This window comes from Subtercola sp. RTI3 (assembly GCF_035018625.1).
In the GTDB taxonomy this organism is placed as follows: Bacteria; Actinomycetota; Actinomycetes; order Actinomycetales; family Microbacteriaceae; genus Subtercola; species Subtercola vilae.
Genome location: NZ_JASJXO010000021.1, coordinates 1 through 14,527 on the forward strand (window position 1 = coordinate 1; position 14,527 = coordinate 14,527).

Consider the following 14,527-nt stretch of genomic DNA (forward strand, 5'->3'; position numbering starts at 1 on the left):
CTAACAGGCTGTGTGCGAGAAGCGGTTGCCATCTCGATAGCAGTAGTTCGGTCACCCCCACAAAAAGGTTTGGTCTCGTGTAAAAAGGCCACGCCGAGCGAGGAGCCCAACGAGTACGACGACGATGGCGAGGGCGAAGGAGACGCGAGCGACGGCAAGGGTGGGAACGAGCAGCTGCGCGGTGAGGGCGAGGGGAACGGCCATCCATTCCCACCGCCCGCTGAGGGCGACGAACGGTACGAGCAGCAAGGCGTACCAGGAGTAGTGCGGGGTCACGACGAGCAGTGTGACGCCGATCATCACCACCTGGCCGAGCCAGGGATTCTCAGGGTCGGTGCGTCGCCACACCAGCACGGCGGTGACAAGAAGAATGAGCGCGGCGAGAACGAGCGCGCCGGTTCCAGGGGCGACGATCGAGAGCAGGGCGAACCGGCTGCCGTCGTCGTAGCCCTCTTCAGAGAGGTAGCCCGGCAGATACCCGATCACCGCAATTCCCGTCGAGAGAATGTAGGGAATGTACAGGGCGACGAAGGTGAGTACGGCCCCGAGAATCACCTTCCAGGGCTGCCTCCGCAGCAGTGCGGGGGCCGCGATGACGGGCACGAGTTTCACCGCAATGCTGACTCCGAGGCTGACGCCACCGAAGAAGCTCGTCGGGGTTCCGCGCCGCCCGCGCGACACGAGCAGGGTGGCAGTGAGTGCGAGCAGCGCGGCCAGAGCATCCACGTGCGAATTCGTGATGGCCTCGGTGGCGACGAACGGGCTCCACGCCCAGAGGGCGGCCCAGCGCACGTTCATTCCGCGCCGGCGCAGTGCCAGAACGAGGGCGAGTGTGATCGCAATACAGATGAGGAGCCCGGTCAGCTGGAAGGGCCAGTACTCGGCGCTGCTGCCGACCACCGATCGCACGGCGAAGAAGTAGATCTCAGCCGCAGGGGGGTAGATGGTGTGCACCTGCGGGCGGTTGATGGTGGTGCAGAGAACCACGAACGAGGGCACGCTGATGGTGCGTTCGACGCGCACGCCGTCGCACTGCGGGCGGCCGTCGGCGTCGAGCACCGAAGGGGGAAACAGCCACGGCGTGCGAAACTGCGCCAGCGCGTCGTCGGCCGGGGTGTATCGATAGGGGGAAATGCCCTCGGTCTGAACGATGCCGTCCCACGCGTAGCGCGCCGAGTCGGTGCTCGTGTTGGGCGGCCCGGCGAGGGCGGATGCCCCCAACACTGCCGATCCGGCGAGTACCAGCGCCACCGCCGCTTTCGCGGGCACCCGGCAGAGCAGCCACACTGCGAGCCCGAACAGCGCCCAGAGCGCAGCGGTGTACCCGATGATGCCGCCCGCGCCGGCACCCTCGCCGGCCGCGCCGGGGTCGAAGAACCCGAGCGTCGTGACCGAAAGCACCGTGAGCGCCGCCATCGCCGCGAGAACCAGCGCCACGACGCCGACACGAATCGCACCACCGAAGCCTCGGCTCGCGGAGTGCTGTCGGCCGGTCACACGCTCATCTTGCCATCACAAAGATGCCGTGTCCCGCCCAATTCGCGTTCGGCTCCGAACTACAGTCACCACAAGCGATTAGATGGGGATCATGCTGCGACGACTGCTGCTGAACATGCAACGTGCTGTTGCCGCGCCCAGCCGCAACCCTCGGCTCGCCGTTGTCATCGGGCGTCTGCTCGCAACGGCGTTCCTCGTGTGTTTCGGTACCGGGCTCTACTCCCATTTCCTGCAGGAACCGCTGCCGTGGATGCACTTCCCCACCCAGCCGAGCAACCTGTACCAGTACACGCAGGGCATCCACATCACCGCCGGAATCGCGTGCTTTCCGCTACTGTTCGGCAAGTTGTACACGGTGTTCCCGAACCTGTTCGAGACCCCGCCGATCACCGGCATCGGCTCTCTGCTGGCCCGGGCATCCATCGCCGTCTTCGTGGGCGCATCGCTCGTCGAGATCACCATCGGCCTGCTGAACACGTTTCAGTTCTATCCGTGGCCGTTCGGCTTTCGTGAGGTGCACTTCGCGCTGTCGTTCGTGATCATCGGCTCGCTTGCCATTCACATCGCAGTGAAACTGCCGATCATTGCGCGGTATTGGCGCAAACGAGACGGCTACCGCCCCGAGGTGTCGTTCGACGCCGACGAACAGGCGGCTCTGGATGCCCCCCTCATCGATGTGCCCCGACCCGTTCTCGGCACACCCCTCGAGCCTGTCGCGTCGAAGGTGGCCTCGCAGGCATCGGGTCTGACCGGTCGCGTCTTCGCGTGGATCGACGGCACCCCTCGCCCTCAGCCCCGCACCTCACGGCGCACCTTTCTCGCCACCGTCGGTGCGAGCGTTGCGGCCGTAGTGCTGCTCACCGCGGGTCAGTCGTTCGCCGTTCTCAAACCGTTCAATGTCTTCGCCCCCCGAGAAAAGGGAATCGGGCCGAACCAGGTGCCCGTGAACCGCACCGCTATGGCCGCGCAGGTGACCGACACGGCGATGGATGCGGCGTGGGCGCTTCGCATTACAAACGGCACAACGACGGTCGCTTTCACCCGGGCCGAGCTGTTGGCCATGCCGCAGACCACCGTGAACCTGCCGATCGCGTGTGTTGAGGGATGGAGCCAGATGGCCACCTGGTCGGGCGTACGCCTGCACGACCTGGTGGGCAGGGTGGCGCCCGATGGAGCCGCGCTTCGCATCACGAGCCTCGAGAAGGAAGGTGGCTACCGTGTCACGCAGATGGGCTCCGAGTACGTGAGCGATCTCTCGACTCTGGTGGCACTCACCCTGAACGGTGAGACGCTAGACATCGACCACGGGTACCCCGCGCGCATGATTGCGCCCGGTCGCCCCGGGGTGCTGCAGACAAAGTGGCTAGACCACGTGGAGGTGATGTGATGCGCGAGGTTGACGACGTGGGCGACATCCGCAGGTTCCGGCTCGCTCGCGCGATTCTCATCGGCGTGGGGGTGCTCGGCCTCATTCTCGGGGCCATCGAACTGGTGATGAAGCAGACGCCCATTCAGATCGTGGGCGTCGCCGTGTGGATGCTCGGCGCAATCATTCTGCACGACGCCATTCTGTCACCGCTGGTGCTCGGCATCAGTGTGCTGGCGAGGCGAGCGGGGCATCGGGTCTCGAAGGGCGTGCTGGCCATCATGCAGGGCGCCGTCGTGGTGGGCTCGATCATGACCCTGCTTGTGGTGCCCGAGGTGTACGCGAAGACGCTCGGCCCCAACCCCACCGTGCTGACGTTCGACTACGCCCAGCGCCTCGGCGTCATGTGGCTGGTCATCGCGGCCCTCACAGCCCTTACCTGCATCCTCTACACGCGACGGGCTGCGAAGAATCGGTTGCAGCGGCAGTAGCGCTGTTTCAGTCAGTCGGTGCCGGCGTCGAACGCCGCGCCCTCGGAGGCGGCGTCGGTTGCCCGCCCGAGTGCGTCGGCAGCCGCGTCGGGCGATGTGGTCGGGTCGAGAATCTCCCGTGCCTCGCCCGCCTCGAGCGCGCCGATGAGCTCGGCCGTCGCCCCGCCGATGATGCCCGATGCGGCATACTGCTCGAGCCTGGCACGGGAGTCGGCGATGTCGAGGTTTCGCATGGTCAGCTGCCCGATACGGTCGCCAGGGCCGAAGGCCGCGTCGCCGACGCGCTCCATCGAGAGCTTGCCGGGGTGGTAGCTCAGCAGCGGGCCGGTGGTGTCGAGAATGGTGTAGTCGTCACCGCGACGCAGTCGCAGAGTGACTTCGCCCGTGACAGCAGAACCGACCCAGCGCTGGATGCTCTCGCGGAGCATGAGCGACTGCGGGTCGAGCCAGCGGCCCTCGTACATGAGGCGCCCGAGGCGACGGCCCTCCGCGTGATAGTTCGCCACCGTGTCTTCGTTGTGGATGGCGTTCAGCAGCCGCTCGTACGCGATGTGCAGCAGCGCCATACCGGGGGCCTCGTAGATGCCACGGCTCTTGGCCTCGATGATGCGGTTCTCGATCTGGTCTGAGACGCCGAGGCCGTGACGGCCGCCGATGGTATTCGCTTCGAGCACCAGGGCAACGGCGTCGGTGAACTCGACACCGTTGAGGGCCACGGGCCGGCCAGCTTCGAAGCGCACCGACACGACCTCGGTGAGTACCTCGACGTCGTCGCGCCAGGCAGCGACACCCATGATGGGTTCGATCAGGTCAAGACCCGAGCTCAGCTCTTCGAGGAGCTTGGCCTCGTGCGTTGCGCCCCAGATGTTCGCATCGGTGCTGTACGCCTTCTCGGTGGCGTCGCGGTACGGAAAGCCCCGGGCGACGAGCCACTCGCTCATCTCGGTGCGGCCGCCGAGCTCGTTGACGAAATCTGAGTCGAGCCACGGCTTGTACACGCGAAGGCGCGGGTTGGCCAGGAGGCCGTAGCGGTAGAACCGCTCGATGTCATTGCCCTTGTAGGTGGAGCCGTCACCCCAGATGTCGACACCGTCGTCTTTCATGGCACGCACGAGCATCGTGCCGGTCACCGCGCGGCCGAGCGGGGTGGTGTTGAAGTAGGTCTTGCCACCGGAGCGGATGTGGAACGCGCCGCACTGGAGGGCATTCAGGCCCTCTTCGACCAGTGCGCTCTTCGCATCGACGAGACGGGCGATCTCAGCTCCGTACTCGAGGGCACGGTTGGGTACCGAGTCGATGTCTGGTTCGTCGTACTGGCCGATATCAGCCGTGTACGTGCAGGGCACTGCGCCCTTCTCCCGCATCCAGGCAACCGCACAGGAGGTGTCGAGCCCTCCGGAGAATGCGATACCGACTCGTTCACCGACGGGGAGACTGCTCAAGACCTTAGACACACCGAAAGCCTAGTAGAGGTGGGTGTGCCCCCGAGACGCCTAGTTGTTGCCGACGGTGCAGGTCTGCTCAGCTGCCGTCTGGCCGCTCACGTTCGTGGGCAGCGAGACTGAGGTCGACGTGGGTGTGGGTGTCGGTGTTGCCGCGCCCGTCTCGGTGGGCGTCGGAGTCGGAGTACCGGTAGCCGCGGGCGTCGCGGTTGCCGCGGCCGAAGGGTCGGCCTCGGCCGCGATGCCGGTCTTACCGGTGAGCGTGATGGGCTTGTTCTGTTGCAGGGCAGTATTGAGCAGCTTCGCCGCAGTGGCGTCGGGTATTACGCGATTGACATCGTCGGGGTCGGTGACTGCGGGGTACTGAACGAAGACCAGGCTGCTGAGACTCACATTCTTCAGCGCGAGCGCAATGGAGACGAGGGCAGTGGGGTCGGTCAGCGTGGTGGAGAACTGCATGTTCGACAGCGCCGCGTTGGCGAGCGAGTACAGAGAGATGGGATTGGCCAGCACGCCGGCGCTGGTGATCTTGCGCATCAGTGACGACAGAAACACCTGCTGATTGCTGATGCGACCGAGGTCACTGCCGTCGCCCACGCCGTGGCGGCTTCGTACGAAGGCAAGCGCTTCATCGCCCACGAGGGTCTGCTCTCCGGCAGCCAGATCGAGGCCGGTGTAGGCATCGGTCACGGGGGTGGCGAGGCACACGCTCACACCGCCGACGGCGTTCGACATGGCGATCACACCGTCGAAGCTGATGACCGCAGCGTAGGGAATGCTGAGGCCGGTCATCTTCTCCACGGTCAGAACGGTGCAGGAGAGGCCGCCGCGCGACAGCGTGGTGTTGAACATAGCGAGATCAGTGGCGTCGACCGTGCCCTTGCCGCTCGGGTCGGGGCACTCGGGAACCGGCACCATGAGGTCGCGCGGAATGCTGATGACCGTGGCATTGGTGTGATCGGCCGAGACGTGCAGCAGCATAGTGACGTCGTTGTTGCCGACCCCGGAGCTGGCATTCTGATTCGCCGAGTCTGTGAAGCCGGTTCCCTGGTTCGTGCGTGTGTCGGTGCCCACCAGCAACAGGTTCACCTCACCGTCGATAGCCCCGACGCTCGGGATTGCCGCCGCGGTCGAACCGGGCAGCTGCGCGAGTTGGATACCCGGTTTGATGCGCCCGACCGTCTGCCAGACAGCGATGGCTGCGACCGACGTCGAACTCACCGCGAGCACCACGATGCAGGCAAGAAAGATCTTGGCGGCAGTGGCGACGGGGCTCTGGGTGGGGCGGCGACCGTGTTTCAGCGGGGTCTCGTGTGCAGTCATACGTCGGCTGGGCTGCCCTCTCGTAACGGTCATTCGTGTCACCATGGTGCCGTACGATTGCTGGGAACTCCGTCGATTACGGCGTTTCTACCTGAAATTCTTTGCAGATGCCCAGAATTTCGCTCACTCGTGCCCGAGTCGGCAGAAGGTGCGACCGTCGCGGCTCCAGGTCTGGGTGACGCGGAGGCCGGTCATCCGGGCCCTGGTTTCGAGAGCCGAACTGCCGATCTGGGCCCAGGGAAACGAGGCGCTGACCGCGCCGCTGTTGTCGTCGAGCGTGACGGTGCAGTCGAAGGTGGCGTCGGTGGCAGGATCGGTCTGCACTTCGACAAGAACGCTGCCACTCGGTGAGAGCAACTCGGCGCAGCGTTCGAGCATGAGCGACACGTCGCCGCCGATGCCGATGTTGCCGTCGACCAACAGCAGGGTCATCCATTCTCCCTCGAGGGGGAGGGGTTCGAAGACGCTACGCTTCAGCACGGGGATGCCGGCCTGCTCGGCCACGTCGATGGCGGCCTGCGAGACGTCGATGCCGAGCGCCACATACCCAGCGGTCAGCGCGGCTTTCACCATGCGGCCGGGGCCGCACCCGATGTCGAGAAGCGGGCCTGTGCCCTCTTCGATGAGGCTCATGTCGGTGGCGTCTGCTGCGGCGCTCCAGCGGCTGACATCCATCACGACGGCGTCGTGCTTGCCGAAACCGTCGGGGATGAGCAGCAACTGGCCGTCGTTCGCCAGGGCACGGGCGTAGGGTTCGCCGCCGCCGGCGCCGAAAGTGGGCGTCATTCTCAGACCATCGAGACGAGTCGGCGGGCTGCGCGGGCTGCCCGGGCGGGCTGCGTCACGCGCTGCTGTGGCAACTGCTGCGGCAACAACTGGGCCTGGGGCTGATGCAACTGGTGCAGCTGAGCCGTGGCGAAGACGCGGGCGAAACGACTGGTGGGCGCGGTGATGGCCACCTCGACCGCATCGTCGACCGTGTCGACGTCGGTGAGTTCGGGCAGCATTCCCACGCGGAGGTGCGCGTCGTGCAGGCGGCGCAGCTGCTGTGCGCCGGTGTCGTCTTGTGACATGCCGACACCGCGGATCAGTGATCCCGTGGGGTTTGAAAGGGCGAGGGCCCAGAACCCTCCGTCGGTCGCAAAACCGAACCAGGCGTCGATGCTCTCGGTGGCAGCATCGCCGGTGACGGGGCGCGCCGAGCGGGTCTGCCACGACGCCGGTGCAGTGTGTGCGGCAGCCCACGCCACGACGGGGGCGAGGTCTTCGTGGGTCAACTGCGGGGTGTCCATGCCGACGAGCAGAGTGGGGCCCGTGGCTTCGTCGAAGAGGGCGGCCAGTCGGTCATCCAGCCCACCTGATGACTGCGGCACGATTTCGAATCCGCGCGCTTCGGAGGGGGCGTTGTCGGGGTTGCCGTCGAACGCCAGTACCCGGCGGTCAGCGGGAAGAGTGCGTACCACCTCGAGGGTGTCGGCAAGGCTCGCTGCGGCGACGGCCGCGGCCTGGCCGGCCGTGAGGTCGGGGGTCAGACGGGTCTTCACCCGGCCGGGTATGCACTCTTTGGCAATGACGATGATGGTGAGCAACTGCGACTCCTCTGACGATAAATCTGCGGCGAGGGCAGATTCACCCTCGAGCAGTCTTCGGAGCCGGTACTCGTTTCGGTGGTTCGCTGAGCGAACGCTCAGCTGTGCTTGACTTCGGCGAGCAAACGAGACATGTCGTTGATGGCCACAATGGTTCCGCGCAGGGTTCCGGTGACCTTCGAGCGCCCCACCCGTGGTGCGTACGACGTGTCGATTTCGCGGATGCGCCAGCCTCTCGTCGACGCACGCAACACCATTTCGAGCGGGTAGCCGCTGCGACGGTCTTCGATGCCGAGGGCCAGCAGCCGTTCACGATGCCCGGCGCGCATAGGCCCCAGGTCTTTCAGGTCGATTCCGGCACGGCACCGGATGAGCGTGCTGAGCGCTCGGTTCGCGAGCCTCGCGTGCAACGGCCAGGAGCCTCGCCCGGTGGGGCGGCGGCGGCCGAGCACGAGATCAGCCGTATTCGAAAGCAGAGCATCGACCAGTCTCGGCAGCTCCGCCGGATCCATCGACGCATCTGCATCGCAGAACGCCACGATGTCGGCCGTGGCGGCGACCAGACCGGCGTTCGCGGCCGCGCCGAAGCCACGGCGTGCTTCGCTGACGACGGTAGCACCGTGGGCGCGAGCGACATCGGCTGAGCCGTCGGTAGAGCCGTTGTCGACAACGATGCCGCGGTACCCCTCCGGCAGGCGCCCGAGCACCCAGGGCAGGGCGCCGGCCTCGTTGAGGCAAGGAAATACGACGTCGACAGAGAACTCAGGCATGAGTCGAGGGTAGGGCAGTTGAGGGTGGGGCAGTTGAAGGTGTCGTGACGGCGGCCCGGAGGGGGGCGGTGGCGAACTCGTGCACGCCCTGCTCGAAGGTGACGGCGGGCATCCAGTGCAGTTCGAGACGCAGGCGCTCAGACGAGGCCGTGATGTGTCGCACGTCGCCGAGGCGGTATTCGCCCGTGGTCACGGGGGCCGGGCCGTTCGACCAGCGGCTCAGTTCGGCGGCGAGGTCGCCGATGGTGTGCACGGTTCCGCTGCCCACATTGAAGGCGCGAAAGGCGCCTCCCGGGTTCGGCAGGGCGGTGTTGTCGATGGCGGCAAGGTTGGCGGCGGCCACGTCTCGAACGTGAACGAAGTCTCGGCGTTGCAGGCCGTCTTCGAAGACCCGGGGCGCCTCGCCGCGTTCGAGTGCCGAGCGGAACAGCGACGCCACCCCCGCGTACGGCGTGTTCTGTGGCATGCCGGGCCCGTACACGTTGTGGTACCGCAGCGCGACCGCGCGTCCTCCGGTCGAACGCGACCACGCTGTGGCGAGGTACTCCTGCGACAGCTTGCTCGAGGCGTAGACGTTGCGCGGGTCGAGGGGGGCGTCTTCGAAGATGAGTGCCGGCTCGAGTGGCACGCCCGTTTCGGTGTCGACGGGGTCGAAGCGCCCTGCCTCGAGATCGGCGACGAGCCGGGCGGCTGGCCTGACCGTCTCGCCTCTGCTGCCTGCGCTGCCCGTGTCATCGGTCTCGCCCGTTTCGGTGCTGCCGGTTCTGGATGCGCGGCGGTAGCTGCCCTCGCCGTAGACCACCATCGACGACGCCAGCACCAGCCGGTCGATGCCCGCGGTCGTCATGGCGGCGAGCAGAATCGCGGTGCCGAGTTCGTTGCTCGCCACGTAGTCGGGAGCGTCGAGAAAGTCGACTCCGAGCCCGACCTTGGCCGCCTGATGGCAGACGACGGTGACGCCCACGAGGGAAGCTGCAACGGCTGCGGGGTCGGTCATGTCGCCGAGCCGGAAGTCGACGCGTGGGTCGAGCCCGGCGGGCCGGCCCAGCTGCGCCGCGTGCACGTCGGGTCGCAGCGAGTCGAAGACGCGTACCGCCCAGCCCTGCTCGAGGGCGGCCGTGACGATGGCGCCGCCGATGAACCCGGCGCCGCCCGTGACGAGAAGGGTTTTGGGCTCGTGGCTCGAAGCGCTCGCGGGCGGCGTGACCGAGGTGGAGTGGTCGCTCACGATGCTGCGCCAGAGACGGTTGCGGCGGGCGGGTACGCAAGAACAGCGGCCACTTCGGCGGGCGCGATCAGGTCGCGCGGGGCGTAGTCGGCGGGGATCGCCCGGATGATGGCCTCGATGGCCCCGACGATGCGCGGCTGGGCTGCGGCGAGGCGCTCGAACACCAGCTCGGCGCTCACCGAGTCGTCGTCTAGCGACGCAGACGCAGACGCAGATGCGTCAGCCGCAGGCGCAAGACCCGCATCGGCATCGGTGACGAACGACAGGTTCACTGTGCCGATGGTGAGTTCGGCGGCGAGCGTCACCTCGGGCACCAGGGTCATGTTCACCGTGTGGGCCCCGGCCGCGCGAAACCACAGCGACTCGGCGCGCGTCGAGAACCGCGGGCCCTGAATGACCACGACCGTGCCCGTCGAAGCGAACACCTCGCCCGCTTCGGTGAGCGCCCGCGCCGCGATGCCGTGAAGTTCAGGGCAGAACGGGTCGGCCGCAGCCAGGTGCTGCACGCTGCCCCGGTCGAAGAACGTGTCGGGTCGGCCCGACGTGCGGTCGAGGAACTGGTCGGTCAGCACGAGGGTTCCGGGTGGATACTCGGGGCTGACGCCGCCCACGGCGGCCGACGAGACGATGGCGCGCACGCCGAGCGATTTCAGCGCCCAGATGTTCGCACGGTAGTTGATGAGATGAGGCGCCACCGAGTGGTCTGACCCGTGCCGGGTGAGGAACGCCACGCGCCGACCGCCGAGCTCTCCGACCGTGATGGGGCTCGAGGTGGGGCCGTATGGCGTGTCGACCGTGAGCGTCTCCGATGACGCGGGGTCGAACAGCGAGTAGAGCCCCGAGCCCCCGATGACGGCGACGGTCGCGGTGGCGGCGTGGTGGTGTGACATGCGTTTAACGTAACAGCGACCGAGCAGGAACGCGGGTGGGGCGCGTGGGGCTTTACTCGGCGGCCGCCCCGTGCGTACGTGCCACCAGCGACCGCACCTCCGGCAGTCGCTCGATCTCGTTGAACGAGTACACGTGCAGCCCTGCTATTCCCACGCGCTGCAACTGCGGCTCGGCCGCGAGCTCGGCGATGAACGGCGCCGGGTCGAAATCGCGAGACCTCAGCAGCCCGCCCGCCACACCGGCGCTTCGCTTCAGAAAGCCGAGCGAGCTGCCAACGCCGATGCGCGCCGAGAGCGAGATGAGGCGCGATCGTCTGAGTGCCCCGGGCACCCCGACCCAGAGCGGTGCCGTCACGCCCGACGCCCGCAGCTGGGCGGCGTAGGTGCCGATGGTCTCGGCCGAGAAACAGAGTTGAGTGATGACCTTGTCGACGAAGGGGGCCCGCTCGAGCAGGTGCTTCGAGAGCTGGTCGGGGCTCTGGTGGGGGTGGCCCTCGGGGTATCCGGCGATGCCGAGCGACAGCTGCGGTGCGCGGTCGACGATGTCGTGGATGAGTTCGAGACTGGTGGAGTACGAGCCGGCCGGGGAACCGCCGTCGCCTGAGACGACGAAAGCTTCGCTGATACCGCTGTCGTGCATCCGGAGCAGAATGCTTTCGAGTTCGCCGCGGCTGGCGATGGCACGGGCAGAGAGGTGCGGCACCACACCGAAGCCGAGGCGTGCGAGCTCGATCGACGCACGCACGGTACGTTCGACGCCGTGCTGCGGCAGGCTGGTGACGGTGAGGGTCACGGCAGAGGTGTCGGCGAAGGTGCGTGCGAGCCGGTCAGCGACACCGTCGGCGGGAATGATTTCAAAACGCAGTGCGGTCACCCACCCAAGCGTGTCACATGCCGGCTACAGGTCGCCGACCACCTCGGGGTCTTGAACGGTGGGAACAGCGGTGCTCGTCGGTGGCCGCGAGTGCCGAGGGTGAACTTCGGCGCCCTTCGCGAGATGCACCTCGAGCGGTTGGCCCGCATCAGAGAGTTTCTCAGACGAGATCCAGATCGACTCCGGATGCACGTCGTCACCTGCCCGTACATCTTCGGCCGTGCGCAGCTTCGCCACCCGGTGTATGAGGGTGCCGAAGCCGAGCTTCACCACGACGTCGGCCACGCACAGCGCGATTTGCATCGTCGTGGCCCACGCGCCGCCATCGCCGAAGATCTGGATGAGGAAGACGATCGGGTAGATCACCCAGCCCGAGAGCAGCACAATCGCCGCGTTCTTCAGCAGCACAGCCGCCCGAGGGGTGACGTTCGGAAGCGATTTCTGTACGGCACCGATGAGCACGATGTTGGTGGCGATCCAGAACACCACGCTGATGCCGCCCCAGAGCAGGGTCGACACGCGGTTCTCGCCGCCATCGACGATGATCGCGCCCATGAAGCCGCAGAAGATCATCAGAAATGAGAAGCCGCCAGCCAGCAGCTGTGTGCGCCGCAGGTGGGCGCCGGTGAAGGTACAGACGGCGAGCAACTCGAACGTGAGAAGTGGAACGGTGACCGACCAGTCGCTGTAGCGCAGAGCAAAAAGCGAGACGGTCGAATCGGTGGGCGAGTACGCGCCGCCGGAGTGGGTGTAGCTCAGCAGCAGGGTGAGCAGCAACCCGATGTACGAGACGAAGGCGATGCCCGTGATGCTGAGCCGTGCCACGACGGCCGGACGAAAGCGTGAACCGACCTCAGCCTGCGTGACGATGCTGCGCATGAACCCGGCGAGCAGGGCGAGACCGGCGAGAACAAAGAAGTACAGAGTGAGCTGGAACTCGGCCGTTGTGAGGGTGGCGGTCCAGGGAGGAATGAGGTTCATTGACGCTCCTAGACTCGAGCTCGGCCGGCCGGAGCCGCGGTGTGCGCCACCGAACCCGGTTCGGGAAGAAAAAAGAGACCGCTGCCACTGTTCGCCGACTCCATGAGCGCGTCGATCCACTCCCTGTTTATAGAGGGAACGCGCGAGCCGAAGAACCGGTAGTAGAGAGTGCTGCTGGCGTCGAGCCAAATAGAACTGCGGCCGCTGCCGACCTCAGCCGAATCGTTCCAGGAGAATACAAAGCTCTCCCGGCGGCGGAGTTTGGCGGTGATGACAATCTGGAGATGCTGGAGAGCCCGGTCATCGAAACTGATCTCGATGCTGGGGCTCCCGTAAAGCAGTAGGCCCAAAACCCGGCCTGTCTAGAGGTCGTTGGGGTCTGGATCGGCTGCCGCGCCGCCCGAGGCCGTGTCTTCATCGGTCTCGGCATTGTGGTTCTGCTGGGTGTCGGTTGACGTGTCGGGAGTCTCATCTTTTTTGTCGCTCATGAACACCAAAATACGCGGGGCTGTGCGGGAGCTGCGGCTACTGCCCTGGGGACTTGTGCGGAGGGCGACGCGGGGCTAACATCGTGGGCTTTCTGCGCCCTGCGACGTGCTCAGCACTCCACCACATTCAGTGCCAGGCCCCCGCGCGATGTCTCCTTGTACTTGTCTTTCATGTCGGCACCGGTCTCGCGCATGGTCTTGATCGCTTGATCGAGCGAGACGTGGTGCTCACCGTCGGTGCGTACGGCCATGCGGGCGGCCGTGATGGCCTTCACCGCCCCCACCGCATTCCGTTCGATGCACGGAATCTGCACGAGGCCGCCCACCGGGTCGCAGGTGAGGCCCAGATTGTGTTCGATGCCGATCTCGGCCGCCATCTCGACCTGTTTCGGTGTGCCGCCGAGCACTTCGGTGAGCCCGGCGGCCGCCATCGAGCAGGCCGACCCGACTTCGCCCTGGCAACCGACTTCGGCGCCCGAAATCGATGCGTTCTCTTTGAAGAGGATGCCGACGGCGGTGGCCGCGAGCAGAAACCGCACCACCCCGTCGTCGGTGGCCCGTGGCACGAACTCTGTGTAATACGACAGAACGGCCGGGATGATGCCGGCGGCCCCGTTCGTCGGAGCCGTCACCACGCGCCCGCCCGCCGCGTTCTCCTCGTTCACGGCGAGAGCGTAGAGGGTGACCCATTCCATGGCCCGTAGGGGGTCGGACGGGTCGAGGTGAGCCTCGAGCTGGGCCCGTTGGGCCGCGGCACGGCGGCGTACCTTGAGGCCACCGGGAAGAATGCCGGGGGTCGAGCATCCGCGCTCAATTGTCTGCTGCATCACGTGCCAGATGTGCAGCAGCTCGGCACGCACCTCCGCCACGGTTCGCCACACCAGTTCGTTCGCGAGAACGAGGTCGCTCACGCGCATTCCGGTGCTCTCGCAGAGCGCTACGAGCTCGTCGCCGCTCGAGAAGGGGTAAGGAACGGGCGTGGGGTCTTTCACGACGACCTTCTGACCTGTCTCGTCTTCGTCGACCACGAAGCCACCGCCGATCGAGAAGTACTCGCGCAGTTCTAGGGGTTCGCCGGCACTGTCGAACGCGGTGAACCGCATTCCGTTGCTGTGGAAGTCGAGGCGCTCGCGGCGGTGCATGACGATGTCGGTGCGCCACGAGAAGGGCACCGGATGCCCGCCGGCCAGTTCGAGCACCCCCGCGGTCTCTGCGCGCTCGACCGCCGCATCGGCCGTCTCAGGGTCGACGAGGTGCGGCTGTTCGCCCGCGAGACCCAGCATCACGGCCTTGATCGTGCCGTGACCGTGGCCCGTGGCCCCGAGCGAGCCGAACAGGTCGACGCGCACCCGGGCGACCGCCTCGAGCGTGCCCGCCTCTCTCAGCCGAGTGACGAACTGGTAGGCGGCCCTCATGGGCCCGACGGTGTGAGAACTCGACGGGCCGATGCCGATGGTGAAGAGGTCGAATGCGCTGAGGCTCATTGCAAGAAGTGTAATCTCGGCCCCACGACAGAAAACTGCAAACCACGACAGAAAGCCGCGACGCTGTGCTGACGCTCGTCTTTCTCGCCGCCACCTTCCTCACC

15 protein-coding genes are annotated in these 14,527 nt (G+C 66.4%); 2 read left to right on the forward strand and 13 right to left on the reverse strand.

Going from position 1 to position 14,527, the window contains the following annotated elements; genetic code table 11:
• Positions 1-51: 51 nt before the first annotated feature.
• Positions 52-1,497, reverse strand: a complete 1,446-nt coding sequence (locus tag QN358_RS09705) for a glycosyltransferase 87 family protein (RefSeq protein WP_136642131.1) — start codon at positions 1,495-1,497, stop codon at positions 52-54.
• A gap of 91 nt (positions 1,498-1,588) precedes the next feature.
• Here QN358_RS09705 and QN358_RS09710 point away from each other — a divergent pair, with 91 nt between their 5' ends.
• Positions 1,589-2,884, forward strand: coding sequence for a molybdopterin-dependent oxidoreductase (locus QN358_RS09710; RefSeq protein WP_323512218.1), 1,296 nt, complete (start codon positions 1,589-1,591; stop codon positions 2,882-2,884).
• A complete protein-coding gene (locus tag QN358_RS09715) occupies positions 2,884-3,354 on the forward strand; it encodes a hypothetical protein (protein WP_323512219.1) in 471 nt (156 codons plus the stop codon). The genes QN358_RS09710 and QN358_RS09715 overlap by 1 nt, the downstream gene beginning before the upstream one ends.
• 11 nt (positions 3,355-3,365) lie before the next feature.
• On the opposite strand, the gene argG is transcribed toward QN358_RS09715, so the two are convergent.
• From argG to QN358_RS09775, 12 genes are all read right to left on the reverse strand, one after another.
• Positions 3,366-4,808 carry an argininosuccinate synthase gene (gene argG / locus QN358_RS09720; protein ID WP_136642133.1) on the reverse strand — a complete coding sequence of 481 codons (1,443 nt, stop codon included), beginning with the start codon at positions 4,806-4,808 and terminating at the stop codon, positions 3,366-3,368.
• Positions 4,809-4,847: 39 nt separating this feature from the next.
• Entirely contained in the window at positions 4,848-6,152 is a 1,305-nt protein-coding gene (locus QN358_RS09725) for an LCP family protein (protein WP_136642134.1), read from the reverse strand.
• A gap of 90 nt (positions 6,153-6,242) precedes the next feature.
• Entirely contained in the window at positions 6,243-6,905 is a 663-nt protein-coding gene (locus QN358_RS09730) for a class I SAM-dependent methyltransferase (protein ID WP_136642135.1), read from the reverse strand.
• A gap of 2 nt (positions 6,906-6,907) precedes the next feature.
• Positions 6,908-7,708 carry a TIGR04282 family arsenosugar biosynthesis glycosyltransferase gene (locus QN358_RS09735; RefSeq protein ID WP_323512220.1) on the reverse strand — a complete coding sequence of 267 codons (801 nt, stop codon included), beginning with the start codon at positions 7,706-7,708 and terminating at the stop codon, positions 6,908-6,910.
• Positions 7,709-7,806: 98 nt separating this feature from the next.
• Positions 7,807-8,478 (reverse strand): glycosyltransferase family 2 protein, encoded by a 672-nt coding sequence (locus tag QN358_RS09740; RefSeq protein ID WP_323512221.1) that lies wholly within the window; start codon positions 8,476-8,478, stop codon positions 7,807-7,809.
• Entirely contained in the window at positions 8,471-9,616 is a 1,146-nt protein-coding gene (locus QN358_RS09745; protein ID WP_416351977.1) for an NAD-dependent epimerase/dehydratase family protein, read from the reverse strand. Before QN358_RS09745 ends, QN358_RS09740 begins: the two co-directional genes overlap by 8 nt.
• A gap of 86 nt (positions 9,617-9,702) precedes the next feature.
• Positions 9,703-10,596, reverse strand: a complete 894-nt coding sequence (locus tag QN358_RS09750) for an MTAP family purine nucleoside phosphorylase (RefSeq protein ID WP_323512223.1) — start codon at positions 10,594-10,596, stop codon at positions 9,703-9,705.
• Between the two features lie 52 nt (positions 10,597-10,648).
• A complete protein-coding gene (locus QN358_RS09755; RefSeq protein ID WP_323512224.1) occupies positions 10,649-11,470 on the reverse strand; it encodes a methylenetetrahydrofolate reductase in 822 nt (273 codons plus the stop codon).
• 24 nt (positions 11,471-11,494) lie between these two features.
• Complete coding sequence (locus QN358_RS09760; protein ID WP_323512225.1) at positions 11,495-12,451, reverse strand: bacteriorhodopsin; 957 nt, start codon at positions 12,449-12,451, stop codon at positions 11,495-11,497.
• A gap of 8 nt (positions 12,452-12,459) precedes the next feature.
• Entirely contained in the window at positions 12,460-12,801 is a 342-nt protein-coding gene (locus QN358_RS09765) for an ATP-dependent DNA ligase (protein ID WP_201799281.1), read from the reverse strand.
• Positions 12,802-12,813: 12 nt separating this feature from the next.
• Positions 12,814-12,939, reverse strand: coding sequence for a hypothetical protein (locus tag QN358_RS09770; RefSeq protein WP_323512227.1), 126 nt, complete (start codon positions 12,937-12,939; stop codon positions 12,814-12,816).
• A gap of 110 nt (positions 12,940-13,049) precedes the next feature.
• Positions 13,050-14,423 (reverse strand): L-serine ammonia-lyase, encoded by a 1,374-nt coding sequence (locus QN358_RS09775; RefSeq protein ID WP_136642142.1) that lies wholly within the window; start codon positions 14,421-14,423, stop codon positions 13,050-13,052.
• Positions 14,424-14,527 lie beyond the last annotated feature (104 nt).

Coding starts and splice junctions, on each gene's coding strand:
- QN358_RS09710 (WP_323512218.1), top strand. CDS start 1,589: ATGCTGCGACGACTGCTGCTGAACATGCAACGTGCTGTTGCCGCGCCC.
- QN358_RS09715 (WP_323512219.1), top strand. CDS start 2,884: ATGCGCGAGGTTGACGACGTGGGCGACATCCGCAGGTTCCGGCTCGCT.
- QN358_RS09725 (WP_136642134.1), bottom strand. CDS start 6,152: ATGACCGTTACGAGAGGGCAGCCCAGCCGACGTATGACTGCACACGAG.
- QN358_RS09730 (WP_136642135.1), bottom strand. CDS start 6,905: ATGACGCCCACTTTCGGCGCCGGCGGCGGCGAACCCTACGCCCGTGCC.
- QN358_RS09740 (WP_323512221.1), bottom strand. CDS start 8,478: ATGCCTGAGTTCTCTGTCGACGTCGTATTTCCTTGCCTCAACGAGGCC.
- QN358_RS09750 (WP_323512223.1), bottom strand. CDS start 10,596: ATGTCACACCACCACGCCGCCACCGCGACCGTCGCCGTCATCGGGGGC.
- QN358_RS09760 (WP_323512225.1), bottom strand. CDS start 12,451: ATGAACCTCATTCCTCCCTGGACCGCCACCCTCACAACGGCCGAGTTC.
- QN358_RS09770 (WP_323512227.1), bottom strand. CDS start 12,939: ATGAGCGACAAAAAAGATGAGACTCCCGACACGTCAACCGACACCCAG.
- QN358_RS09775 (WP_136642142.1), bottom strand. CDS start 14,423: ATGAGCCTCAGCGCATTCGACCTCTTCACCATCGGCATCGGCCCGTCG.